This window comes from Chryseotalea sp. (genome assembly GCF_057350905.1).
On record NZ_JBMRCF010000005.1, the window covers coordinates 1 to 25,905 of the forward strand.

The 25,905-nt window shown below is 41.6% G+C and carries 22 protein-coding genes; 14 read left to right on the forward strand and 8 right to left on the reverse strand.

All coding sequences use genetic code 11. From position 1 onward, the window contains the following. Nucleotides 1-32 precede the first annotated feature (32 nt). The 5 genes from ACO1XM_RS07405 to ACO1XM_RS07425 all read left to right on the forward strand — a co-directional run bounded on the left by ACO1XM_RS07405 (nucleotide 33) and on the right by ACO1XM_RS07425 (nucleotide 9,763). Nucleotides 33-6,005 (forward strand): PKD-like domain-containing protein, encoded by a 5,973-nt coding sequence (locus tag ACO1XM_RS07405; protein ID WP_486227420.1) that lies wholly within the window; start codon nucleotides 33-35, stop codon nucleotides 6,003-6,005. A 12-nt stretch (nucleotides 6,006-6,017) separates the two neighbouring features. Beyond that, nucleotides 6,018-7,046: a PorP/SprF family type IX secretion system membrane protein gene (locus ACO1XM_RS07410; RefSeq protein WP_486227422.1), complete on the forward strand. Its 1,029-nt coding sequence runs from the start codon at nucleotides 6,018-6,020 to the stop codon at nucleotides 7,044-7,046. 58 nt (nucleotides 7,047-7,104) lie between these two features. Beyond that, nucleotides 7,105-8,526, forward strand: a complete 1,422-nt coding sequence (locus ACO1XM_RS07415) for a CCA tRNA nucleotidyltransferase (protein WP_486227424.1) — start codon at nucleotides 7,105-7,107, stop codon at nucleotides 8,524-8,526. Nucleotides 8,527-8,720: 194 nt separating this feature from the next. Next, entirely contained in the window at nucleotides 8,721-9,263 is a 543-nt protein-coding gene (locus ACO1XM_RS07420; protein ID WP_486227426.1) for an RNA polymerase sigma factor, read from the forward strand. After that, nucleotides 9,260-9,763, forward strand: a complete 504-nt coding sequence (locus tag ACO1XM_RS07425) for a hypothetical protein (protein WP_486227428.1) — start codon at nucleotides 9,260-9,262, stop codon at nucleotides 9,761-9,763. The genes ACO1XM_RS07420 and ACO1XM_RS07425 overlap by 4 nt, the downstream gene beginning before the upstream one ends. Here the strand turns inward: ACO1XM_RS07425 and ACO1XM_RS07430 are convergent. The 6 genes from ACO1XM_RS07430 to ACO1XM_RS07455 all read right to left on the reverse strand — a co-directional run bounded on the left by ACO1XM_RS07430 (nucleotide 9,756) and on the right by ACO1XM_RS07455 (nucleotide 15,480). Further along, nucleotides 9,756-10,628, reverse strand: coding sequence for a metal ABC transporter permease (locus tag ACO1XM_RS07430; RefSeq protein ID WP_486227430.1), 873 nt, complete (start codon nucleotides 10,626-10,628; stop codon nucleotides 9,756-9,758). The two genes, ACO1XM_RS07425 and ACO1XM_RS07430, sit on opposite strands and share 8 nt — an antisense overlap. A 1-nt stretch (nucleotide 10,629) precedes the next feature. After that, on the reverse strand, nucleotides 10,630-11,916 hold the full coding sequence (locus tag ACO1XM_RS07435) for a metal ABC transporter permease (protein WP_486227432.1): 1,287 nt from the start codon (nucleotides 11,914-11,916) through the stop codon (nucleotides 10,630-10,632). Further along, on the reverse strand, nucleotides 11,913-12,713 hold the full coding sequence (locus tag ACO1XM_RS07440) for a metal ABC transporter ATP-binding protein (protein ID WP_486227434.1): 801 nt from the start codon (nucleotides 12,711-12,713) through the stop codon (nucleotides 11,913-11,915). The genes ACO1XM_RS07435 and ACO1XM_RS07440 overlap by 4 nt, the downstream gene beginning before the upstream one ends. A gap of 1 nt (nucleotide 12,714) precedes the next feature. Further along, nucleotides 12,715-13,596 (reverse strand): metal ABC transporter solute-binding protein, Zn/Mn family, encoded by an 882-nt coding sequence (locus tag ACO1XM_RS07445; RefSeq protein WP_486227436.1) that lies wholly within the window; start codon nucleotides 13,594-13,596, stop codon nucleotides 12,715-12,717. Between the two features lie 72 nt (nucleotides 13,597-13,668). Beyond that, entirely contained in the window at nucleotides 13,669-14,325 is a 657-nt protein-coding gene (locus ACO1XM_RS07450; protein ID WP_486227438.1) for a metal-dependent transcriptional regulator, read from the reverse strand. A 54-nt stretch (nucleotides 14,326-14,379) separates the two neighbouring features. Continuing rightward, nucleotides 14,380-15,480 carry a glycosyltransferase gene (locus ACO1XM_RS07455; protein ID WP_486227440.1) on the reverse strand — a complete coding sequence of 367 codons (1,101 nt, stop codon included), beginning with the start codon at nucleotides 15,478-15,480 and terminating at the stop codon, nucleotides 14,380-14,382. Nucleotides 15,481-15,507: 27 nt separating this feature from the next. Between ACO1XM_RS07455 and ACO1XM_RS07460 the strand changes: the two genes are divergently transcribed. Next, the gene (locus tag ACO1XM_RS07460; protein WP_486227442.1) at nucleotides 15,508-16,314 is read left to right on the forward strand and encodes a 2,3,4,5-tetrahydropyridine-2,6-dicarboxylate N-succinyltransferase; all 807 of its coding nucleotides are present in this window, start codon (nucleotides 15,508-15,510) and stop codon (nucleotides 16,312-16,314) included. A gap of 187 nt (nucleotides 16,315-16,501) precedes the next feature. Beyond that, nucleotides 16,502-17,317 carry a DUF3108 domain-containing protein gene (locus ACO1XM_RS07465; protein ID WP_486227444.1) on the forward strand — a complete coding sequence of 272 codons (816 nt, stop codon included), beginning with the start codon at nucleotides 16,502-16,504 and terminating at the stop codon, nucleotides 17,315-17,317. On the opposite strand, the gene ACO1XM_RS07470 is transcribed toward ACO1XM_RS07465, so the two are convergent. Then, on the reverse strand, nucleotides 17,306-17,716 hold the full coding sequence (locus ACO1XM_RS07470) for a response regulator (protein ID WP_486227446.1): 411 nt from the start codon (nucleotides 17,714-17,716) through the stop codon (nucleotides 17,306-17,308). The two genes, ACO1XM_RS07465 and ACO1XM_RS07470, sit on opposite strands and share 12 nt — an antisense overlap. Before the next feature lie 171 nt (nucleotides 17,717-17,887). Between ACO1XM_RS07470 and mscL the strand changes: the two genes are divergently transcribed. From mscL to trmB, 7 genes are all read left to right on the forward strand, one after another. Then, nucleotides 17,888-18,262, forward strand: a complete 375-nt coding sequence (gene mscL, locus ACO1XM_RS07475) for a large conductance mechanosensitive channel protein MscL (RefSeq protein ID WP_486227448.1) — start codon at nucleotides 17,888-17,890, stop codon at nucleotides 18,260-18,262. A gap of 75 nt (nucleotides 18,263-18,337) precedes the next feature. Beyond that, the gene (msrB, locus tag ACO1XM_RS07480) at nucleotides 18,338-18,778 is read left to right on the forward strand and encodes a peptide-methionine (R)-S-oxide reductase MsrB (RefSeq protein WP_486227450.1); all 441 of its coding nucleotides are present in this window, start codon (nucleotides 18,338-18,340) and stop codon (nucleotides 18,776-18,778) included. A gap of 314 nt (nucleotides 18,779-19,092) precedes the next feature. Beyond that, a complete protein-coding gene (locus tag ACO1XM_RS07485) occupies nucleotides 19,093-19,425 on the forward strand; it encodes a PadR family transcriptional regulator (protein ID WP_486227452.1) in 333 nt (110 codons plus the stop codon). A gap of 30 nt (nucleotides 19,426-19,455) precedes the next feature. Then, a complete protein-coding gene (locus ACO1XM_RS07490) occupies nucleotides 19,456-22,128 on the forward strand; it encodes an ABC transporter permease (protein WP_486227453.1) in 2,673 nt (890 codons plus the stop codon). Between the two features lie 39 nt (nucleotides 22,129-22,167). Further along, nucleotides 22,168-22,560, forward strand: coding sequence for an acyl-CoA thioesterase (locus tag ACO1XM_RS07495; protein ID WP_486227455.1), 393 nt, complete (start codon nucleotides 22,168-22,170; stop codon nucleotides 22,558-22,560). Between the two features lie 31 nt (nucleotides 22,561-22,591). Next, the gene (locus ACO1XM_RS07500; protein WP_486227457.1) at nucleotides 22,592-23,893 is read left to right on the forward strand and encodes a bifunctional folylpolyglutamate synthase/dihydrofolate synthase; all 1,302 of its coding nucleotides are present in this window, start codon (nucleotides 22,592-22,594) and stop codon (nucleotides 23,891-23,893) included. A gap of 35 nt (nucleotides 23,894-23,928) precedes the next feature. After that, nucleotides 23,929-24,588, forward strand: a complete 660-nt coding sequence (gene trmB / locus ACO1XM_RS07505) for a tRNA (guanosine(46)-N7)-methyltransferase TrmB (RefSeq protein ID WP_486227459.1) — start codon at nucleotides 23,929-23,931, stop codon at nucleotides 24,586-24,588. Nucleotides 24,589-24,651: 63 nt separating this feature from the next. Here the strand turns inward: trmB and ACO1XM_RS07510 are convergent, their stop codons facing one another. Beyond that, entirely contained in the window at nucleotides 24,652-25,872 is a 1,221-nt protein-coding gene (locus tag ACO1XM_RS07510; RefSeq protein WP_486227461.1) for an acyl-CoA dehydrogenase family protein, read from the reverse strand. Nucleotides 25,873-25,905 lie beyond the last annotated feature (33 nt).

The following is a 25,905-nucleotide window of genomic DNA, read 5'->3' on the forward strand; positions in this document are numbered from 1 at the left end:
ACATCGTGATTACGATTACACCCAAGCCGGTGATGACGAGCGCAACAGCAGAGACGATCTGTAGTGATGGGACACCGACTACCGTGTTTACTTCAAATGTAGCGGGCAGCACCTTTGAGTGGGAAGTGATGAGCAAGACAGGTACCTCAACAGGATCCACGATTGGTGATGTAGGCACAGGTAATTTGAATCAGGCCTTAGTTAACGTATCAGGCGCATTAGCTACGGTTACGCATCGTGTTCGTGGGATTGGTCCTGGTCCAGATAATTGTATAGGAGCTTACCAAAACATAGTCATTACAATCAATCCAAAGCCAGTAGCCACCACTTCATTGTCCATCTTAAATGTTGAACGTTGCAGTGGCCTTAATATAAACTATGATCTGCAAGATGCCATTAATGGAGTAGGGGGTAATAGTGTTGATAGTCGCTTCACTTATACAGTAGTAGCTAGTAATTTAGTAGGTCTCTCTCCATTAGTATTTCCTGGGGTATTTGACAGGTTAACACCTTCAGATGCACCCATCACCACAGCATTTACAAACTTGTCTGCTAATCCTATAGTGTTAACCTATACAGTTATTCCCTATAGTGATCCATCAGGATGTCAAGGAGGTACCTTTGAAGTAAAAATTACCATACTACCGCAGCCAGTTGGCATTGATTTTACGGAGCCTACTTGCGATGATGGTTTAAACCATAATATTCAGACTAAACAGATTAATGTAATAGGAGGAAATTCCCTTAACAGTATCTTTACATATACCGTTTCGTCTAGTGATGAAGTAGCAGTGCCAACACCGGTTGGATTAGATAGAACAGTTGCCAATAACTTACCAATCACGGATACCTTTGTCAATTTATCAGGAACTGATGTTGTTGTAACCTATACGATTATTCCTTATAGTTCTTCTGCACCAAATTGTCCTGGAGCTCCGATTTTATATCAGGTAGTGGTAAGTGCAAAACCTGTTGGTTTCGACTTTTTGGCAGATCCTGTTTGTTCGGATGTTCCTTTCGACATAGACCCACAAAATATAATAGACGATATTGGGAACGGTGGAAATGGAGTTTCAAGTACATTTACCTGGACGGCTAATTATGGTACACCGGGTAATCTTACCGTCAACGGTGCTGCTCCTCCTGCAACCGATACAAACTTGAATGGGAGGGTAGATGGTACGCTTACAAATAAAACAAACGGACAAAAATTTGCCATCTATACAATAACGCCAACATCAGGAAGTTGCGTAGGATCAACATTTAACATTACTGTGCCTATTGATCCGGAACCTGTTCTGGATGCAGCAGTTATTAATACACCAATTTGTAGTGATACCCCTTTTGATTTTGATTTAGCACCTACCGCTGGTACCGTTTCATTATCCAACTATGATGTCACATTAGTATCAGTCCATCCGGACCTAACACCAAATCCTGGTAACACCTTTTTTGAAGCACCTGTTGGCCCGGTTAGCTTAAGTAATCAAGCTGCAAATGTTATTCGCAATGAACAATACACAAATGATAAACGATCTATAAGTTTATTTGTTGAGTACAACGTAACAGGTAAGAGTGAGACGACTCCTGGTTTAGTTTGTGTTGGAGATAATCTCAGTGTGGTAATGGAGATTTTACCGGAACCGGTTATTGATCCGGCATTAGCAAACCTTGTGGTTTGTAGTGATTCACCCTCAGATATACAACTAGAGACAGATGGCTTTACGCCAGTAGCTACAGCCTTCTTTATTAATAGTGCTTTGGTTCAGGGTTCAGCTATTGGAGTAGGGGGAACTATTGTAGGGGATGTTACAGCCGCGGCAGGAAATAAAACAATCGTGCCAACTAACCCTGTTAATAAAGATTTCCTTCGAACTGATAAGTTTACTGTTAAGAATTTTGATGTGTCCGATCCGATTACAGTTAGGACTGTTGTCTATAATGTAACACCACAAACAGGTGTTTGCTTGGGAAATCCTTTTGACATTAACCTTGAGATTAAGCCGGAGCCTGTTCTCTTGGCAACGATTGATCCAGATCCTATCTGTAGTGATGATCAAATTGATGTAACACTAGGCAAAGTTGCAAGCTCTGTGGATATTGACAGATTTAGGGTAGTAGGTATCACATGGGATAATCTTCTTGTTAAGGGTCCATCAAACGCAAATGTTGGAGATGTATTTGTCGGTATGCCAAGTGTATTGGAGGATACCTACACGAATACAACCAGTATTATCAGAAATGCAACCTATACTGTGGTGCCCATTACGGAATACACCGTTGAAAATCTTGTTTGCGAAGGAGATCCTGACGGGACAATTGTGATACCTATTTCTCCCGCTCCTGCTATTGCTGATGGATTAGATAATATTGTATGTAGTGATACCGATTCTGAAATCTTAATTCGCGATACGGAGAGTGTAAGCAGTATAGGTATAAGTGCACAATCATTTGTAATAAGCAGAACTATTAATGCTAGCCTAATAGTTAATAATGCACCGGCACTTGATCCTTTTTATAATGGTGCTGATAACATTACTGCTATAGAAAATGATCGTTTTGAGAATCCAACCAATACCCCTCTAACGGTTATCTATACGGTAAATGCTTGGACTGGCAACAATGCAAGCTTGTGCGAAAGCCCTGCTAAGCAAATTGTATTAACGGTTGAACCAACGATAGTGGCAACACCAGTTAATGGCAATGCCGAAATTTGTAGTGGGGCTAGTACTGCGATAGAAATGCAATCTCCAACATTGCCAACTGCGGGTGATGTTACTTTTAATATAACAATACCCACACCCCCAGCAGGTGTAACTGGATTCGCTGCACTTTCTGCGTTAACGGATGGCCCGGATATTGAAGTTGAGCAAGTACTAACTAACAATAATACTACACCAACTACACTACAATACAGAATAGTACCAAGGGCAGCAAGTGCAGGCGGAGGAACTCCAGGATGTACTGGTGCAGCAGTTTTCGTTGATGTTATTATACAACCAAGACCTAATCTGGTTTCTGTTACCAATAAAACAATCTGTGAGGATGACGCAGTAGGTATAGCCTTGAGTACCACCTCATCACCAACTGTTGGAACAGGTTTCGGAAATATTGAGTATGAATTGTTGGCGCCAGCAACTAATCCATCTGGTTCTATAAATGGAAACGCTGTTGCAGGTACTATTTTTGCGACATCAAGTACACTTAATGATGTGCTGACGACCACCAACCTTAATCAGGAAGTAATAACTTATACGTTAAGGCCAAGATTTGAGGTGCCTATTACGGTAGAGGCAAATACGGCACTTGCTGGTTACTGCGTGGGAACAGAAAGAGACATACTCGTAACGGTTAGTCCCAGAGCCCAGATAGCACCCCTCACCAATGTTGAAGTTTGTAGTGGAGAAGAATTTACACAAGCCATCACTATTGTTGATGCCGATCCATCATCATCACTCATCACCTGGACAAGGATTCTGAATCCAGTGACCGGTATAACAGGTTCATCCAATGGTGCAGGAGATAATATTACCCAAGTACTTTTCAATTCAACAAATGATGTAGGAGTTGTTACATATACGTTCATACCCAAATCATTTAATTGTGTAGGTACTGCTGTTAATCTCACAGCGACCGTTCTTCCTCAACCGAAACTTGTTAATGTACCTTCATCTTTCAACATCTGTGACGATGCAGATTTTGAAATTAACCTCGACAACTTCAGTCCCACGACCAATGCGATCTTTAGCTGGACTGTTGATAATACGGATCCATTGGTGTTAGGATCAACAGGTGGTAACGGTCTCGCTATTGACGATTCCTGGTCGAATGCGACAGGTGCGCTGGCAACAGCTACCTACACCATTACACCCATCGTTGAAAAAACAGATGGTACAGATTGTTTAGGTGCTGAAAAAATTGTCAGTATCAATATAGCGCCAGAAGTAGGGGCAACCTTATTCAGTTCTACGGGTGATAATGATGATTACCTATGCGAAGGAAGTAAAGGTTTCTTATTCTTTGAAAATACAGGTTTACCATCCTTCGATATGACCTACCGTGTTGATAATGGTTCAAGCATTAATGATATTAACCTTACCAAGCAAGGCATCATTAAGTTGTTGGAAGTTCAACCTTCGGTTACTACAACTTATACTATTCTCTCTGTAAAAGATGCTTTTGGTTGTGAGTTTGTGCCAACAAGCGACAATGTAGTAGTTGTTAATGTTGGAAGTACCGATGCCAATTTCAGTATTGTTGGAGATCCAGTTAATTGTAGTCCATTTCCGGTTGACTTTAAATACAACCAACAGAATGGTGTGGTGTACAACTGGAAATGGTTTGATGGTGAGCCTGATTCTTTATACACGGCAAGTACCAATGTTGCCGATCAGATCGTAAGGCATACTTTCTTTAATCCGGCACCAGGGGCTACTGTTAAGTATAAAGTGTTTCTGGAAACAGCCTTTGCTGATGCCGCTGATCCTGACGATAATTACCCGGGTGCTTGTTTCGAGACTACTTTTAAAGAAGTGCAAGTATATCCTACAGTAGCAACGGCTGTATTCCCTGATAAGACAGAAATCTGCAGCGGAGATGAAGTGCGTTTTGTTAACACATCTCAGGGTGTGAGACAAGATAAATGGTTCTATCGTGTACAAGGTTCAAGTGGAGAACTGGAACCGATTTCAGGCACGTATACACCACCACAACGTCCTGCCACCAGCCAGATTTATGATCTTGAAAACCTCACATCTACTGATCCGCTTGTTATTGAAGTAGTGTACCAGGCTTCAAATCTGAACTGTCCTGCGGCTGATGTAGTTATTCCAATCACCGTGTACAGAGGTGTTACTGCAAACTTCGAAACAAGTACGCCAACAGAATTTGTAGGGGGTCACTCTTTTGTAAACATCACTAATACGACAACTCCGATTGATCCTTCTGATTTTACCTATGTATGGAATTTTGGATTAGATGCAGCACCAGCCGACTTGAATGGTACAACACCACCTAATCCTATCGATTATACAACACCAGGTCTGAAAGAAATTTCGTTGTTGGTTACAAATATTGATGCACAGGCCAACGGACTTGTATGCGCCAGTGAGATTCGTAAGACGATTGAAATCATAGTGCCTCCTTTATTGGCGAACTTCAGGGCAACGCCTTTAGCAGCCTGTTATCCTGTAGACATTACTGTGATAGAAAACCTGGCAACGGGTGATGAGTTTGAATGGACAGTGATTGATGAGGCTGGTAGAATTTCAGCAACCTCTAATGCGAACCTGCCTGTATTTTCAATTCCGAATCCGGGTAAGTATACTATTATATTGATCACGACTAATTCGTTCACCGGGCAGCAAAGTCCACCAAGTGTAAGAGATGTTGAGATTTTTGAAAGTCCGGTAGCTTCATTTGAAGTAAGACCTACCACCGTATTTATTCCAGATCAGGAAATCACCACTTTCAACTTCAGTTCTGGTGCAAATCAATACGATTGGGATTTTGGTGATGGCAATACTTCGATCGACTTTGAGCCAAAAATCAAATACCGAATTGAAGGCGAGTATCCGATTACACTCGTTGCCGGATTTAATAATGGCTCGCGCGATGTTGATGGTGACGGCATACTGGATGGCAGCATTGTTTGTTATGATACAGCAACGCGTAATGTTCAGGCCCGTGATGGTGGCTTAACCAGAATACCAAACTCATTTACACCAAACCCTAACGGACCCGGTGGAAATGGAGGCAACGGAGGTGCAGGCTCATTCAACGATGTATTCCTGCCGATTACAAAAGGTGTGGAAGAATTTGTGATGCAGATATTCGATCGTTGGGGAACATTAGTATTTGAAAGTCGCGATAAAAATCAAGGCTGGGATGGTTACGACCAAAATGGCAACCTGGTACCTGCGGGTGTTTATGTGTATAAGTTAGAGCTCCGTTTATCCAATGGAGACAGAACAACACAAGTTGGAGATATTACACTCATTCGTTAATTTTCGATGATGATGAAAAGAATTTTATTTTGTCTGCTCTGTATACTGTTAATGACGGATCTTGCTGCGCAGGATCCTCAGTTCTCTCAGTATTATCAGGCGCCACTTTATCTTAATCCTGGCTTTACCGGGATTACTCCTCAACAAAGGTTGGTGGCTAATCATCGTGTACAATGGCCCAACTTACCACAGGCATTCTCTACGTACGCAGTGTCTTACGATATTTTTGTAGATGAGTTGAGAAGTGGTTTTGGCGTATTGGCAACTACCGATAAAATGGGATCAGCCGGTTGGAGAACCAGCACGGCTGGTTTATTGTATTCCTTCAAAGTAAAGCTGACCGACAATATTGTTTTCTCGCCAGGTTTATATTTTGGCTATGGTTCCAATGGTTTGGATAGAAACCGCCTTACACTAGGGGATGGGTTGGAATTTCAAGGTCAGTCTTTAGATCCTGAGTTGAATAAATTGGGTAGACAAGATTATTTTGATTTTGGTTCAGGCTTCATTTTTTATAACAGAAACTTGTGGTTGGGTGCAGCTTTTCATCACATGAATCAACCCAATTTATCTGTATTGAATGATGTAAGCAGACTGCCCATGAAGACTTCCATTCATGGAGGTGCCAGACTTTCGCTTTATAATGGACCGCGTACGCTCGCGAAAGTTTCTTACCTAACCCCATCCTTCATCTTTCGTAAGCAGGGTAAATCCTTTAGCCAGTTGGATGTAGGTATTAACTACCATATCGACCCGGTGTCAGTAGGATTTTGGTACAGAGGAAAACCTTTTGAGAAAACTGTGATTAATTCAGTGGCTCAGGATGCACTCATATTATCATTGGGTATGTATTTGAAAAACTTATCGATTGGTTATAGTTATGATTTTACTGTATCCGAACTGCAAACTGCTGCAGGTGGTGCACACGAAATTGCCCTTACTTACGAATTTGTCGCGAAGCCTCTAAACAGAAGTATCAAACGGAAATACAGAATGATTCCATGTCCGTCTTTCAATAGCAAAGAGGGTTTTTGGAATTAGGAAAAAGAGGTACTCGTCTTTCAAAATCCTTGTTGTAATTTGCGCCAAATCCGGTGTAATGACTTCGCGTGTAAACTTAGCTGAATCCATACAAGAACCTGTTTTTAAGACAGTTAGCCGCTGCGCGCAAGAAATGGGTGTAGAAGCTTTTGTAGTGGGGGGCTATGTTCGCGATCTTCTGCTAAAACGACCTTCAAAGGATATTGATTTCGTTTGCGTAGGCAGTGGTATAGCACTTGCTGAACGTGTGGCAAAGGCCCTGGGGCCAAACGTGCGTGTAAATGTTTTTAAGAGTTTCGGAACAGCGCAAATACCTTTTCATGATTTTGATCTTGAATTTGTAGGTGCACGAAAAGAATCCTACCGATCAGATTCGCGCAAACCCATAGTAGAAGATGGAAGTTTGGAAGACGACCAGCAGAGAAGAGATTTTACCATCAATGCTTTTGCCATAAGCCTCAATGATCGCACTTACGGGGAATTGATTGATCCTTTTAATGGTTTAACGGATCTCGAGAATAAAATAATACGAACACCACTTGCACCAGATATAACCTTCTCTGATGATCCCTTGAGAATGATGCGTGCCATTCGCTTTGCTTCTCAACTCAACTTTGATATTGAAGCTGATACTTTCAATGCGATTGTACAACAAGCGGAAAGACTTGCTATTATCTCTCAGGAGCGAATCATTGATGAGCTCAATAAAATTGTACTCAGTAAAACACCATCCTATGGTTTTAAGCTCTTGTTTCAGAGTAAGTTGCTTCATCAGTTTTTTCCGGAATTGGTAGCCCTGCAGGGTGTAGAGTATGTGGGTGGCAATGCGCATAAAGATAATTTCTATCACACACTCCAGGTGTTGGATAATGTATCGAAAGTATCAAACGATTTATGGTTAAGATGGGCTGCCATTATGCACGATATTGCCAAGCCTGCCACCAAGCGCTATGATCCAAAAGTGGGCTTTACTTTTCATGGGCACGAAGAAAAAGGAGCCCGCATGACCCCTAAAATATTCAGGCGATTAAAATTGCCTTTGAATGACCGAATGGAGTTTGTTCAGAAACTGGTTCGACTTCACCTTCGTCCGATTTCACTTGTGAAGAATGTGACGGACTCTGCGATCAGACGCTTACTTTTTGAAGCAGGAAATGATGTTGATGCTTTAATGATGTTGTGCCGTGCAGACATTACCTCTAAAAACCACGAGAAAGTATCGCGCTTCCTTAACAACTTCGACAAGGTAGAGGTGAAGATGAAAGAGGTGGAAGCAAAAGACAGCATCCGCAATTTTCAACCGCCCATATCCGGAGAAGAAATAATCAAAACCTTTGCGCTGCAACCAGGCCCGCTTATTGGAGAAATAAAAGAATACATTAAGGAAGCCATATTAGAGGGGGAGATCAAAAACGATTATGAAGAGGCGAAAGCGCTGATGATAAAATTTGCAGCCACAAAAGGATTGCAGGTTCAATGATTCGGTGTTAGTTGATGGTTATTCCTTGTTTGGGTTGAGGAACACTCAATCTTCAAGCCTTCAGACCCTGGCCTCCAACTTCTAAGCTCTTTCTCTCAACCTCAAGCAAAAATTCTCAATTTTTTTCCCATCCATGCAACCCTTTAATGCCTATCTTGTCTTTAGAGGTAAACTATTAGAGATAAACTAGGCGCTTGGCTGACTATCAACATCTTCATCAGGATTTAATTGATCGCTGCAAAAATGGCGATGATCGTGCTTTTCAGGCCTTGTATAAGCTTTATGCCAAAGCCATGTACAATGTCAGTTACAGGATCACTGCCCGAGAAGAAGATGCACAAGACGCTGTACAGGAGTCATTTATCAGTGCCTACCGAAATATTCAGCACTATAGAGGAGACTCTGCCTTTGGTGCCTGGATCAAGCGAATTGTTGTAAACAGGTCAATCAATATCATGCGATCCAGAAAAGCTGAGCTTTGGCCTGATGACGAACGCTTTGATATTGAAGAGCAGGCGGCACCTGAGGTGTACAAAGAAGACATGACGGTTGAACGCATTCGCCTGGCCATTATGAATCTACCAGATGGCTATAGGTCTGTAGTAAGTCTGTACTTATTAGAAGGTTATGATCACGAGGAAATTGCCACCATTTTAGGTATTTCAGAATCAACGTCAAAGTCACAACTTAACAGAGCGAAGGCACGCTTACGGGAACAATTAACGATAAAGGTATGAAAGACGAATTGAAGGATTTTATCGAGCAGAACAGAGACGCTTTTGATACTAAGGAAGTGCCTGAAAAAGTATGGTTAAATGTCAATCAACATTTATTTGGCAGACAAGTATTTTGGCAACCTATCCGCTATTGGCAAGCTGCTGCAGTTTTATTTTTTGCACTATCGTCTTTTCTTTATTTACAGGACAGGGTGGGGGTACAGCAGCAGGCAAGCATGAAGGAGTTTAAAGCCACAGAAGCTTTTTATATAGAAGAGATTTCTGAAAAAATGAAGATGATTCATTCGGTAAATGCCAGTGACCTGAATGGTTTTACTCAGGATTTCCAACAGTTAGAAGCCATGTACATGGTGTTGAAAGAGGAAATGAATAATAAACCCAGCGAAAAAGTAAAGGATGCTTTGATCCTTAATCTTATTATCCGGATTAACTTATTGAATAAACAATTACAGGAAGTAGAAGATTCAGCTAAGACTGAAGATGAAGCAATTATTAGTTAATTGCCCTGACTAATTTCCTTTTGAGTATGCCATGCGTGGGTGAGAATACAAATGCCAATGCAAATAGCAAACCGCACATGGTGGCAATGGCTGCCGCAATAGAGCCGTCCATCCAAACCGCCAGGTAATACCCTGAGGCAGCTGCCACAACGCCAACACTACTGGCAATAACCAGCATGCGTTTAAAATTATCAGTGAGTAGGTAAGCTGTAGCGGGTGGTACAATCAGCAAGGCTACTACTAATATAGCACCCACAGATTCGAACGATGCAACAGTTGTTGCAGACACCATACCCATCAACAGATAATGCCAAAAGGCTGTAGACAAACCCAACGCAGTGGCGTAACCAGGATCAAAAGAAGTAAGTAATAATTCTTTGTAGAAAAAATACAGTACTAATAAAATAGCGATGAGTACAGCGCTCATTACAACAATGGCTTTAGGGGCGAGTATATAACCACCCTCCAGTATAATCATGTCAAGGGGTGTATAGGCAATCTCCCCGTACAAAACGCAATCCTGATCCAAGTCAACCTTGCCTGCAAAAAGTGAGATCAATACCACACCGATGGCAAAAAGCCAGGTAAAGGTTACACCAATCGCAGCATCGCTTTGTAGTTTTGCTTTCTTGTGAAAAAACTCAATAAGAAAAGTAGTAATTAGTCCGAGTAAACTGGCACCAATCACCATCGTTAATGAATCTCTGGAACCTGAAAATAGAAAAGCCAATACAATACCGGGTAATACAGCATGAGAAATCGCATCACTCACCAAAGCCATTCTTCTAAGGATAAGAAAACAACCCAGCAGGGCACAGGAAACCGCTACTAAAGAACCGGTAAGAATAATCCAGAAGTCATTCATGTCAGTAAGGAATTTTTGTTTTATGCGGATCTACAACAGGGTAATTCAGAATCTGTTCCAGGTCAGCTTCAAGTTCAGGGGTAAGAAAGTGTTCAATCGTATCGGCATCTTCATGCACGTGATCAGGGGCAATGTGTACGTGTGTTGTTAAATATAATTCCCAAAGCCTGTGGATTTTTACGATGCGTTGTGCCCGGGTTTTGCCTTCTTCGGTTAGCACGCAAAGCTTACCTGATTTTTCAAGATAACCTTGGTTGCATAAACGCTGAATGGATCGTTGCAGTCCCTGCTTATCAAAACTTCGTTTGCGAATAATCTCATCTGCATAACGCTCTACAAAGAAGTTTTTACTGTTCTCGCCAAGTTGATATAAAACTTTTAAAACATTTTCATCCTGTATGGTTCTGCGGAACCTTCTTTGTTTAAAATAACGATTTAAGATCCCTTTTTTAGGTGCGATCATAAATGACAGCAGCGCCAAGGTTGAGACAACAATAACAATCCAGGGACCTGTGGGCATGGAGGGGGCAGTATAGGAGATGTAGGCTCCGGCAAGGCCACTGAATGCTCCCACCGATGCAGCGATGATGAACATGATACGAATGGAGTTAGTCCAGAAACGTGCAACAGCCGCTGGCGTAATCAATACAGCCGCCATCAATACAACGCCCACCGCTTGTATACCCACCACAACTGCCAGCACAATCATGGACGTCAAAAGCAATTCTAATCTTTTTACAGGTAAGCCGAGGGCAACTGCATAATTGCGATCGAAGACAAGGAGTTTAAACTCCTTGAAGAATAAAAGTGTAAAAGTGATCAGGAGTAAAGCAACAATAGAGAATGAAATTAAATCGGCTCCCACCAGCGCAGCTGCTTTGCCAAAAATGAAATGATCTAAACCGGATTGATTGGCATTACCACTTTTCTGTATGAAGGTCAGTAGTAAAATGCCAAAGCCAAAAAATACAGATAAGATTAATCCAATGGCTGTATCTTCTTTAATTCGACTTTTAGCAGTGATGTACTGAATCGCATAAAGCGATAACCAACCTGTTATAAAAGCACCTGCAATCAGGTAGAGTGGATTCTTAGTGCCACTCAATAAAAAACCTAAACAAATGCCCGGTAATACAGCATGTGCAATCGCATCACCGATTAGCGATTTCTTATTGAGGAAAGTAAAAGAACCCACCAGTGCTGAGCTGGCAGTTATCAGCACTGCCCCCGCTGTAACGTAGCGCACATTGGGATCTGCAAATGAAAAGAAGTCAGTGAAGTTACTCATACTACTTTCTCCTCTCTGTTAGGAAAGTTTTCTCTCCGAATTAAATCGCCCACATCTGATAGGAGTGTAAGCTTACCACCATAGGTTTCCTGCAATTTGTCCTGCGTAAAAGTGCTAGAAGTCGGACCATGTGCCACTAATCTTGTATTCAGTAGAATCACCCAGTCAAAATAGCTGCTTACAGATTGTAAATCGTGGTGCACAACAATCACAGTTTTGTTAGCGGCTGTCATGGTTCGCAATAAACTGATAATGGCTTTCTCTGTTGCTGCATCTACACCGGCAAAGGGCTCATCCATAAAGTAGATATCGGCTTGCTGTGCTAAAGCGCGGGCAAGAAAAGTCCTTTGTTGTTGCCCACCTGACAGTTGGGCTATCTGGCGGTTGGCAAAAGATTCCATGCCGACTTTTCGCAGACAGTCCATAGCCACATCCAAATCTGCTTTGCGGGGCCGTTTGAGCAAACCTAGTTTACCATAACGTCCCATCATCACTACATCCAACACCGATACCGGGAAATCCCAATCAACCGATTCGCGTTGTGGCACGTAAGAGATACGATGGCGAACCTCATCAATATTTTCATCAAAGATTTTACAATAACCGCTGCTGAGCGGGAGGAGTCCCATGATGGATTTAATTAAAGTAGATTTACCAGCTCCGTTCGGGCCAATAATACCCACTAATTTTCCCTGCGGTATTTCAAGATCAATGTTCCACAACACAGGCTTGCGATCGAAAGCAACAGTAAGATCGTGTACTTCGAGTGCCGGTACTGTACTTATATGCTTATTCATATTATTGGAGAGCACTCACAATGGTGCTCACATTTTTACTAACCATGCCTATGTAAGTTCCTTCAGGTGTATTGGCTTCACCCATGGCGTCAGAATATAAACTTCCGCCAATGCTTACCTGCCAGCCTTTGTTTTTGCATCCTTCTATCACAGCATTAATTGATTTTTCAGATACGGATGTTTCTACAAAAATGGCCTTGATCTTTCTGCTGATGATAAAATCAACCAAGGCGGTTACATCTTTTAACCCAAATTCTGAAACTGTTGAAATACCCTGCAAACCTCTTACTTCCATGGCATAAGCATCACCAAAATAGCCAAAGGCATCATGGGCAGTGATGAGTACGCGTTGTGTTTCGGGTATGGTTTGAATTTGTGCAGCCACGGCCTTGTCGAGGGAGTCTAATTGCATTAAGTAGCGCGTAGCATTGGCCTGGTAAATTTGATGCCTGGCCGAATCGACTTCAAGTAAAGTTTTTTCAACTTCCTTTACTGCGTTTTTCCAGAGCTTTACATCAAACCAGATGTGTGGATCATGAATACCTTCGGTGATTAACCTGAGCTCATTTTCCTGAATGGATTGGGTTACTGGAATAACTGTTTTTGTTCTGCCAAGTTTTTCCAACACTTCAGCCATTTTTCCTTCCAGGTGTAATCCGTTGTAGAAAATAATATCCGCATCAGTCAATTTTTGCAGATCACCCTGTGTTGCCTTGTAGAGATGTGGATCAACACCTGCGCCCATTAATGAAATGACATCCGCACCATCGCCTGTTACATTTTTGACTGCATCGGCAATCATGCCTGTAGTTGTTACAATCAGTAAACGTTCGCGCTGTGCATCTTTTTGCTTCGGCTGACAAGCGCTTAACAATATGAACACCAGAGACAGTAACGTGACTGAATTTAAGATTTGAAATTTGAAATTTGAAATGTTGAATGTGTATAACATAGTCTATTCTTTTACTAAAATGTTTTCGGCAGCCTCGCGTGAAATCAGCTGCGGTTTTTTGTTTTGAATGCTTACCTCAAGCGAGCCGTCAAATTCAATGCGTTCGCGCACAGTGATAGAGATACCTATCGATACTCCTATTTTACTAAGGTATTGCAGAAAGGGAGCAGAGCCATTGCGTACAGCGCAAACAGTAAGCGCTTTATTCACAAGAGCATCTTTCAATACAATTTGTTTTTCCTGCTTGATTTTCCCATGCTTATCGGGAATAGGATGGCCGTGCGGATCGGCAGTAGGGTAGCCCAGAAATTCATCGAGCTTTTCAATCAGCAGGCTTGAGTTAATGTGTTCGAGTTGTTCGGCTACATCATGTACTTCATCCCAGGTAAAACCAAGCTTTTCTACTAAAAAAGTCTCCCACAAACGATGCTTCCGTACAATGGACAAAGCATGTGCTTTGCCTTTTTTGGTAACATTGACTCCATAATACTTTTCGTAGGTGATCAATTCCTTCAGCGAAAGCTTTTTGATCATGTCAGTTACAGTAGCCGCCTTGGTAAGCAAGGAAGCGGCTATTTCGTTGGTGAGCACGGATTTATGCCCGCCTTCCGACAAGTGATAGATGGTTTTCAGATAGTTTTCTTCTGTATAACTGAGCATACCTTTATATAAACGATATGCAAAAATAAAAGTTTAGACTAATCTAAAAAATTTTTAAAGGGAATCTATTACCTGAAAGAGCTGCTTTTCAGTAAATTCCCAGGAATGATCCGCTGGTAGGGGCTTTCTGGAAGGGAGGTGCTTGATTTGAGCCAATATTTCGTCTGTATTTTCCTTGCCATCAAGTACCCAGCCTAAATTGAGGTCAATAATCATGTTGGCAATGGCTTGATCTTTCCAGGTAAGTATGGGTAATCCCCATGAACTGTATTCGTAGAACTTGGTGGGTATACGTCCGGCTGTATGTGGAGCGGGTGGATAATAAATAAAACCTATGTCGGCTTGTTGAATAGCCTCAACGATCTCTTTATGCGCAACCGGACTTTCAATCCCTTTCAATGAAATATAATCCAGGCCAGCGCAAAGCCTTCGGATGCGGCTTTGTTCGTGGGCTGAAGGGGCAAAGCCACAAATAATCAGGTGCATCGAGGCATCCAAGGCGTGAAGTGCCTTAACCAGTTCAATTACTTCATAAACACCCGTTGTCTCGGCCAGCGTTCCGGAAAATAACCATTGGCTATATCCATGATTTTTCAATCGCGCAAGATCTGGCCTTGGAACTGTGTTAGGTAGAATGCTGTAAGCACTTTTAATAAAAGTCAGTTGCTCAACGTAAACGTATTCTGCCAGAAAGTAATGATTAATAAAAGGTGCACCCATTTTTTCTTTTAATCTCGCATAAGTGCCCAACAACCAGCGGATGACGGCAGGAAAAGCAGTAGTGTGAAGTATGTTCAGGTAATAGTTTTCCTGTACATCGTAAATCAATTTAACAGGCCTTAGACCTTTGTAGAAAATAGCAGCAACCAACAGTTCATGACTGCAAATAATCAGCACCTCAGGTTTGAGTACCAGCCATTTACGGAGTAGTTGCCAGGCCACCAGTAAGCGTTTTAGACTTATTCTGTCGCGAAGTGTATGTTCGTGAAGAAAGATGTTACTGTTTAGATGCACACCACTTCCGGTGCGGCCATAAACATGCACTTCATGCCCAGCGCTGGCCAATGAAGTTGCCATTTTACCGTACATGCGAGTTTCATCGACAGGTTTTAATACTGAAGCGATTACTATTTTCTTTTTTTTTCTTTCTTGCATGCTTAATTCAATCGTAAGATAAAAGAAATGAGAGAACTTATAGAAAAGGCCTGGGAAGACAGAAGCATGTTGCAGGATGCAAGCGTACAAAAGACGATCAGAGAAGTAATTGAGCAGTTGGATAAGGGCATATTGCGTGTGGCCGAACCCGCAGGGAATGAGTGGAAGGTGAATGACTGGGTAAAAAAAGCAGTGATTCTATATTTTCCCATTCAAAAGATGGAAACCATTGAGGTTGGCCCATTTGAATTCCATGATAAGATGGCACTGAAGAAAAACTATGCCGCACTTGGTGTCAGGGTTGTGCCACATGCCGTTGCCCGTTATGGTGCTTATTTGAGCAAGGGTGTTATCATGATGCCTTCCTATGTAAACATTGGCGCCTATGTGGATGAAGGTACTATGGTTGATACCTGGGCGACTGTCGGCAGTTGTGCCCAGATTGGTAAAAACGTTCATTTAAGTGGTGGTGTTGGAATCGGTGGTGTGCTGGAGCCTGTGCAAGCTGCACCTGTAATTATTGAAGACAACGCTTTTTTAGGTTCGCGTAGTATAGTGGTTGAAGGTGTGCGGGTAGGTAAAGAAGCTGTACTGGGAGCCAACGTGGTGCTTACCGCCAGTTCTAAAATTATTGACGTAACAGGATCATCGCCAATAGAATACAAGAATTATGTACCCGAGCGTTCAGTGGTTATCCCTGGATCTTACACAAAGAAGTTCCCTGCGGGTGATTATCAGGTACCCTGTGCCTTGATTATTGGTAAGCGCAAAGAAAGTACCGATAAGAAAACATCGCTCAATGATGCCTTACGCGAGAACAACGTTGCGGTTTAATCGCAACGTTGCCTAACTTGTTTAAGCCATTGGTCGGGAATATTAAGCACTTGTCTGTTTAAGCAGGTTAATTCGGCAGGGAAGTTGTAAAATTATTGGTTTTTTACGTTTGGCATCTCTTTTGTAAAATGGTAAAGATCACATCATCTTCACTTTGAACAGAATCCTTATTTTTACGCCCAGTCTTATGTTTAAATTTCGGATACTGTCGCTCTATACCATTCTATTATTCGGTTTCAGTGCCGAGAAGGAAGAGATTTACCCAGCCGTTAAAAATGACAGTTTTAAAAGAGGAGAATATATCAAGTATAAACTCACCTACGGATTTTTTAATGTTGGCAAGGGTCATGCTGTCATCAGTGATAAATACTACAGCCTAAACGGACGCTCTTGTTTTAAGCTGGATGCCTATGGAACAACTGCGGGCATGCTAAGCTGGGTTACGCATGTAGATGATCATTGGGGCGCGTACATAGACACAGTATCAATACTTCCTGAAGTTTCGTACCGCATTATCAGAGAGGGTAATTATAAGTTGGACGAGTATACCTACTTCGATCATGAGAATAAAAAAGTATCGGTTAAAGTAATTGATAAAAATACAGGCAAGTTTAAAGAACCAAAAGAATACGAAACCAATTTGCACACCCGCGACATGGTTGCTGGCTTTTTGTATATGCGCACACTCGACTTTTCTAAGATGCAGAAGGGTGATACAGTTATAATCAAGGGATTTTTTGAAGACACATTTTATAAACAGGCCATTGTATACTATGGCAAGGATGTAGTAAAAATGAAGTTTGGAAAAGTCAGAGCCCTCAAGTTTAAGCCAGTGATGCCGGACAACAAATTGTTTGATGGCGAAAATTCAATTACGGCCTGGTTCTCTGACGACAGAAATAGAATTCCGCTGAAAATCGATGCAGAGATGTTTATTGGCTCAGCAGGGGTGGAGTTAACAGACTATGGAAAACTGAAACATCCGCTAAATCTAGTTAAATGATTGAGCAATCAGTTGTTTAAAACCTTCGCGTGAGATAGGTTTGATAATATAGTCCTCAACTGATTGGTTACTTTTAGCACGGTTCATATCCACAGGATCTATCGATGAGCTCACCATGTAGATTTTAATTTTTTTGCTCAGTTTTCCTTTCAGCTGTGCATAATCACTGAGAAACATCCAACCGTCTACATGAGGCATATTAATGTCAAGCAAAAGTATATCAGGTAATTTTGACTCTTCTTCTGCATGATCATTTAAGTATCGTAATGCTTCTTCACCATTCGAAAATTGCAATACATTTGCAGAGGCGTCCGCAGCTTTCAATAAGCGTGATGCAGTTAGTTGAAAAATATAGTCATCATCAACGAGGGCGACAATTGGAGCTGGTGAATCTACCATAGACTGTCAAACTTACTAAAATCCTCAACGGCCTGTATACCTTATTTTTAGGGTATTGATCAAATAAAGATCACTTCAGATTAAACCTTTTGCATCACCTAACGTTTAAAGCGTGATTTTGCACTTTGGCCACAATTGTTTAAAATTAACATAGAAATAAACCAGAGCACTATGTTAAAAGAATTCAAAGCCTTTGCCATGCGGGGTAATGTTGTCGACCTGGCAGTGGGTGTGATTATCGGTGCTGCCTTCGGCACCATCGTTAACTCATTTATCGCTGACGTAATCACTCCCTTGTTGTTAAAGCCAGCGCTGGAGGCGGCACAACTAAGTAAGTTAGAAGACCTTACAGTGTTTGGCGCTGTTAAATATGGTAAATTCTTATCTGCTACCATTAACTTTATTATCGTGGCTTTTGTCCTGTTTCTGATTGTAAAAGGCATGAATGCCGCAAAGAAGAAAGAAGAGGCAAAACCTACTCCACCAGCGGAACCCACCGAAGATATTAAGTTACTCAGAGAAATTAGGGACTTGTTAAAAAAATAAGCATGCTTCAGTTTGTTATACAAACTAACAAAGCAGTGTATTAAACCTTCTTATCATTTCTGTTGTTGAAGCGTTATGAAATGGATTGATGTTTTGCAGTGGGCAAACAAGGGTAATTTAACACCTCCTAAGCGTGTTGTAAAGTCAGACGAGGAGTGGAAAAAACTCTTAACCCCCGAAGAGTTTGTGGTAACCAGAAAAAAAGGAACCGAAAGAGCCTGGACGGGTGAATATTGTGAAGCGCATGAGCCTGGCTTATACGCATGTCGTTGCTGTGCTACCCCATTGTTTGATTCAAGAACTAAATTTGAATCAGGCACAGGCTGGCCAAGCTTTGCCGAACCGGTTGAAGCCAATGTGATTAAGTATACAAAAGATACCAGTTATGGCATGACGCGGGTTGAAGTAGAATGCAGTGTTTGCGATTGTCATTTGGGACACGTTTTTCCGGATGGCCCTGAACCAACGGGTTTGCGTTATTGCATTAACTCGGCCTCTATTAAGCTGGTGGGTTGAAGAGCATTTTCTTAAGGAATGTAAAGAGCTTTCATGGTAAACATGGGAGCTTTTTTGTTATGTGGGTGTGTTAAAGTGTTAAGGTATTAAAGTGCTAAAGTGTTTAAGTGTATGCTTTGAATAATCCTTAATTAGTAAATCAGTTTTCTTAACCTAACCCTATTGGCCAGAAGCCAGTAGCTCGCAGCCAGGAGCTTTAAAGTCTTTTAAAAAGATTATATATACTTGTTTATCAGCTGTTTATTGCGACACACATCCATTAGTATAACTTTTGTAAAAGATATCCGTATATTAGTTTTACAAAATATATACAAATGAGTAAGGAATACCTGGGTGAGTTTGAAGAGCTTGTCTTGATGATGGTGGGCATATTACAAGAGGATGCCTATGGCAATGCTGTGGTTGAGTTAATTAAAGAGCGGGTGGGGCGAGAAGTTAATCTCAGCGCAGTGCACGTAACACTTTATCGTCTGGAAGATAAAGGTCTGGTGAAGTCAGAAATGGGGGGTGCTACACAATTACGTGGAGGCAGGCGTAAACGCATCTTCAAAATTACCAATGCTGGTTTGGCCATGTTGCAAACCATGAAAGAGATGCGCATGGATTTGTGGAAGTTGGTTCCACAACTAAAGATGGTTGGTATCTAAACCATTTTATGTCACATACCTCTTTTACCCATGCTTAAAAAATCATTCGATCATACGGTGCCATCCTGGTCGTTACGATTTTTACGATGGTATTGCCCTGATTATTTGCTGGAGAGCATTGAAGGTGATTTGGAAGAGCAATTCGAGCAGGATGTTGCCTCGCTTGGTATTAGAAAAGCAAGACTGCAGTATACGAAAAACGTATTCCTGTTTTTCAGGCCGGGTATAGTACTCCGAAATAAATTTTCTTTACAATTATTCAATTCAAGTATGTTGCAAAATTATTGGAAGGTGGCTATTCGTAACATGGCCAGGCGCAAACTCTATGCTTTTATTAACTCATTCGGTTTAAGCATCGCCATTGCTTGTTGTGTGTTGATTTATCTCTATGTGATGGACGAACTCAGCTTTGACCAATTCCATGAAAACAAAGATAGAATCGTGCGCATCCATAGCACTTCTTTTGATGAAGAAAAGTTTAAAGTAGGCGATCCAAAGCCGTATAGTAGTAGTGCGTGGTTGCCTGCTATGCTCGCAGATGTAATGCAGGATGAACTGGCAGAGGTCGAGTACGTAACACGCTTTAACAGTGGTACAGAAGGTGTGATGCAGCATGATGATAAAATATTCAAACAAGCAACAGCCTTCGTTGATAGTGGATTTTTTAAGATGTTCACTTTTCCGGTAATCAAAGGTTCTACCAATAAGGTTTTCAGAAAAACAAATGAAGCTATACTAACGCCTGCAGTGGCAGAGAAATTTTTTGGTAAGGAAGACCCTATCGGTAAAACTTTTAGTTTTTCAATCAATGAAAAAAATGAATTTGTAGTTGTCGCGGTAATTGAAGCACCACCGGCTAATTCAAGCCTCGTATTCGAAATGATCCTGCATATTTCGCAGCAACCCTATTTTAGTAACAATGCAAAACATTGGGGAGCATTTTCGTATCCAACCTTTGCACAACTGCGAAATGCCACGGACCTGTCTACGTTTAAACCACACCTGGATTCATTGATTGAAAAATACATGGGGGCTAGAAATGTGAAAACACGGGAACGCGAAAAAATTCCGGCAGAATTTAAAGTAGGCGAATTTGATTTTATTCCTCTAACTGATATTCACCTTAGTCCGCAGGTGAGTTGGTATAAAGTAAGCGATACTAAGTATTCATGGATATTGAGTGGGATAGGATTGCTCATTCTTATCATTGCTTGTATCAATTATATAGTGTTATCGCTCGCTACATCCAACTCACGAAAGACAGAAATAGGTGTAAGAAAAGTAGTGGGCGCACAACCCGGACAATTGATCAACCAGTTTTCTTTTGAATCCGTATTGCTTGCTTTTATTGCAATGTTTATTGGCATAGGTCTTGTAATCACTTTGCTTCCCCTGTTTAATGAATACACCGCTAAATCTATTGAACTCACTTTTGGTAATATGTCAACAGTAGTCGCAATGATGCTGGTATTAACAATAACCATTGGACTGACTGCCGGCTTTTATCCGGCTTTTATACTTTCTTCATTTAAGCCAGTAACAATTCTAAAAGGTAAGAATAGTGCCAAATTGCAAACTCCTTTTGCAAAAGCCATGGTTGTTTTGCAATTCACCTTGTCTACACTGTTAATTGTCAGTTCAGTGATTATGTACCGACAGATGGAGTACATTACCAGTAAAGATTTAGGCTATGATGCGGATAAAGTCATTGCTATTAAGACAAACGCAGGATGGAACAAAACATCTGATGATATGATTCCACTTTTCAGAAATGCCTTAAGCCAGGAACGAGATGTCATTTCTGTTGCAGGAACTTCTACATCTTTTAATAAAGGTTGGTCGCGCTATGGCTGGCAAGTTGATGGAGAGAATAAATGGGCTTATGTTTTTCGTGTAGATGAAGCGTATTTGGACCTGTTTGGTATTGAATTGTTGGAAGGTAGAAATTTCGACCACGCTGCTGATTCCAGTGCGGTAATCGTGAATGAAGCTTTTGTTAGGGATATGGGCTGGACTGATCCTTTGTCTGAATACGTAAACTGGCAGGAAGACACAGTAGGTAAAGGTTCGCCAGTGATTGGCGTGATGAAGGATTACAATTTTCTTTCATTAGAAAGCGAAATTGAACCACTCTTTCTGGGCGCCAAAAAAGAAGACTTCGGAAGGCTGACGACCATTTTAGTAAAATTAGGTCCTGGTAAAACACCTGAACAGTTAAGTAAAGTTGAGCAGAAGTGGAAGCAAACTTTTCCCGATAAACCATTTGAATATTCTTTTGTGGATGAGGATGTCGCAAGGCAGTATCAATCCCACGAACGCTGGATGAAAATTATGGGCATTTCTACGAGCTTTGCCATTATTATTTCATGTCTTGGTTTATTTGGCTTAGCTGGAATAGAATCGCTTAACCGTGTAAAAGAAGTGGGCATACGAAAAGTGATGGGGGCCTCACTCTTTCAATTAATGGTTCTATTAAACAGAAAATACATCATGCTTGCCTTCATCGCATTTGTAATTGCTGCACCCATTTCATGGTGGATGATGAAACAATGGCTCGATGCATTCAAATACAGGATAACGCTTTCATGGGAGCTTTTTGGTATTACCTTATTAACTGGTCTTGCCATTGCCCTGCTTACGGTAAGTTATCATGCTTTAAAAGCAGCCAGAACTAACCCAGCGGATACACTGAAGTACGAATAAGAATAAATGTAACCTGACTATATTTGCTCAAAGCAAACTATGGCCAGCGTTTTCCATTACTCCATCTGGGTTAAGCAAGATGACATTGATAACATGAATCATGTTAATAATGTCATCTACTTACGCTATGCGCAAGAAGTTGCTGAAGCGCATTGGTTAGCCAAGGGAACTGATGCTATTCGAAAGCGCTTTTTATGGGTAGTACTCAGGCACGAAATAGATTATTTAACACCCGCAGCGCTTGGCCATGAACTATTGGGAAAGACCTGGGTGGAGGATCCGCAGGGCCCGAAGATTGTACGAAACGTTGAGTTGTTTAATGTCACTTTAAATAAAATCAGTGCCCGGGTTAAAACAACCTGGTGTCTATTAGATGCCTCGACTTTAAGGCCCAAGAGAATAGAAGGTGAAATGATTGACTTTTTTAAATAAGATCATTTTCCGCACTTATCTTTGCGGCCGCATGCCAACAATATCCACCTATAGCGAAGCTGTAGACTATCTCTACAGCAACCTGCCGATGTTTCAACGTGTGGGAGCAGTGGCCTATAAAAAGGATTTAACAAATACCCTCACCTTATGCGAAGCCTTAGGCAATCCCCAACATAAGTTTAGGTCTGTTCATATTGCAGGCACCAATGGTAAGGGGAGTACCTCACATATGCTGGGTTCTGTTTTACAAGAGGCCGGATATAAAACAGGCTTATATACATCACCCCATCTGAAAGACTTTACAGAACGCATCCGTATCAATGGTGCTACTGTAGAGCAGCAATTCGTTATCACTTTCATTAACAAGCTACAGACTGTCATAGAAGAGATCAAACCTTCTTTCTTTGAAATCACGGTGGCTATGGCTTTTGACTATTTCGCCCAACAGGGGGTTGAGGTGGCTGTTATTGAAGTAGGTTTGGGAGGAAGACTTGACTCTACCAACGTAATTACCCCTGAACTGTCCTTGATTACTAACATTGGTTGGGACCATATGGACTTACTCGGTGATAGTCTGGAGAAGATCGCATACGAAAAGGCAGGGATTATCAAAAATAAAGTACCTGTCATTATCAGCGAGCGGCAAGCCAATATTGAAGAAGTATTTAAGCACAAGGCAGAAGGAGAGGAGGCACCGATTTGTTTTGCAGAAGATTTTTATGAAGTGGTCTTAAACAAGGATCATGCTTTTGACGGCTTCAAAGTATATTGGAATAAAGATTTTTTCTTTGCATTGGATACATTCCCCTTGGGCGGAATATACCAGCGCAATAATGTGCAGGGTGTATTAATGGCAGTGGAAATATTAAACGAACAAGGGTTGGTTATTCCCTTAACTGCTTTGCAAAGTGGTTTGATCAATGTTGTGAAGAATACAGGACTTAGGGGACGTTGGCAAAAGTTAGGCGATAAACCCTTGATCATTTGCGATACAGGTCATAATAAAGATGGTATTCAGCAGGTGTTAAAGCAGCTAGCTTTGCTCACATATAAGAAATTACACATAGTTATGGGCATGGTAAAAGGTAAAGATCCAGAAGCTGTATTGGCGATCATGCCCAAAGAAGCTAGCTATTACTTTTGTGAAGCCAAAATACCCAGAGCAGAACATGCACAGGTGCTGGCAGACCAAGCCAAGGTGTTTGGATTACACGGCATAGTAGTTCCGGATGTGAATGAGGCCTTAGCAACAGCAAGATTACAAGCTGAAGAGAATGATGTCATTTTTATTGGCGGCAGTACTTTTGTAGTGGCTGAATTGAATGACTTGTAGATCAAAAAGATAATTAGAACATAGCTTTTACGTAAGTGAAAAGGAAGAAAGAAAGATTCAAGGTAATTGAAGAGCGAGCCAATGTAATTGAGCCCACCAAGGAAAATTACCACGATATTAAAGGTGAATGGAATAAACAATACTTTAAGAACGACCATCCTGTTACGATCGAATTAGCCTGTGGTCGTGGTGAATATACTGTTGGTTTGGCTGCTTTGTTCCCGGATCGTAATTACATCGGCATCGATATGAAGGGCGAACGCATCTGGAAAGGAAGTAGCTGGGCGGTGGAGCGCAATTTGACGAATGTGGCCTTTTTACGAACACACATTTTGATGATCGAAAATTTCTTCGCACAAAATGAAGTAGACGAAATCTGGATTACCTTTCCAGACCCGCGCCCGAAGAAGCGTGATATCAAAAGAAGAATTACCAGTCCGCGTTACCTGGACATGTATAAGAGGTTTATTAAGCCAGGTGGTTATGTTCGCTTAAAAACAGATAATACCCTTTTGTATCAATATACACTTGAAGTCTTGGCTGAGCGCAACGACATCGAAGAGCTACAATATACCAATGAAGTATATAACTCAGCTTTAAGTCCTGAGGTGTTTGACATCAAAACCAAATACGAAATGATGTTTGCAGAGAAAGGGGAGACGATTAAGTATCTCAGATTTAGGTTTAAGTCTTGAGGTATGAATATAAAAAAAGCTGCCGATTTAATCAGCAGCTTTTTTGTGAAGCATTTCGTCTTTTTAAACAAAAGCCGGTATACCTGTAATTTTATTGCCCAAAATCAAAAGGTGAATGTCATGCGTACCCTCGTAGGTTACCACGGACTCCAGGTTCATCATGTGGCGCATAATAGAGTATTCACCGGTAATGCCCATACCACCATGTATCTGCCTTGCTTCTCTGGCTATCTCTAAAGCAACAGCCACGTTGTTTCTCTTCGCTAGTGAAATTTGTGGTGTAGTGGCTTTGCCTTCATTCATCAACACACCCAGTCTCCAGTTCAATAACTGCGCTTTGGTAATCTCACTAAGCATTTCAGCTAGTTTCTTTTGTATTAACTGGAAAGAAGCAATAGGCTTACCAAACTGAATCCGCTCAGCCGCATAACGTCTGGCGCTTTCATAGCAGTCCATGGCGGCACCTATAGCACCCCAGGCTATCCCATAACGGGCTGAGTCAAGGCACATCATCGGAGCACCTAAACCACTTTTACCTGGTAATAAATTTTCCTTTGGAACTTTTACATTATCAAATACTAATTCACCTGTTGCGCTGGCTCTTAATGACCACTTGCCATGTGTCTCTGGTGTTGAAAAACCTTCCATACCACGTTCTACAATCAAGCCATGAATGCGGCCTTCTTCATTCTTGGCCCATACCACAGCTACATCGGCTCTGGGTGAGTTGGATATCCACATCTTAGCACCGTTCAGCAGATAATGATCACCCATATCTTTAAAATTGGTTACCATGCCGCTAGGATTAGAGCCGTGATCGGGTTCTGTTAAACCAAAGCAACCCAACCATTCGCCAGAAGCAAGCTTGGGTAAGTACTTTTTGCGCTGTGCTTCTGATCCGAATTTATAAATCGGGTACATCACCAAAGAACCTTGCACAGAAGCAGTTGAACGCATGCCTGAATCGCCACGCTCAATTTCCTGCATGATGATACCGTAAGAGATGTAATCAAGACCACCGCAACCATACTCTACCGGTAAGGTGGGTCCGAAGGCACCAACATCACCAAACTTCTTCACGATTTCGTACGGAAAATGAGCGCGTTGTGCCCAATCTTCGATGTAAGGGGAAATCTCCTTTTTAACGAATTGACGAACACTGGTTCTGATCAATTTATGCTCTTCCGTCAGAAGATCGTCAATTGCGTAGAAGTCAGGGTGTTCGTATAAATCTTGTTTCAGCGATTTCTTAGCGTGTGTGCCATTTTCTGTCGCGGTAGCCATAGGTTTGACGTTTATGCTTAATTTTCGGAGCAA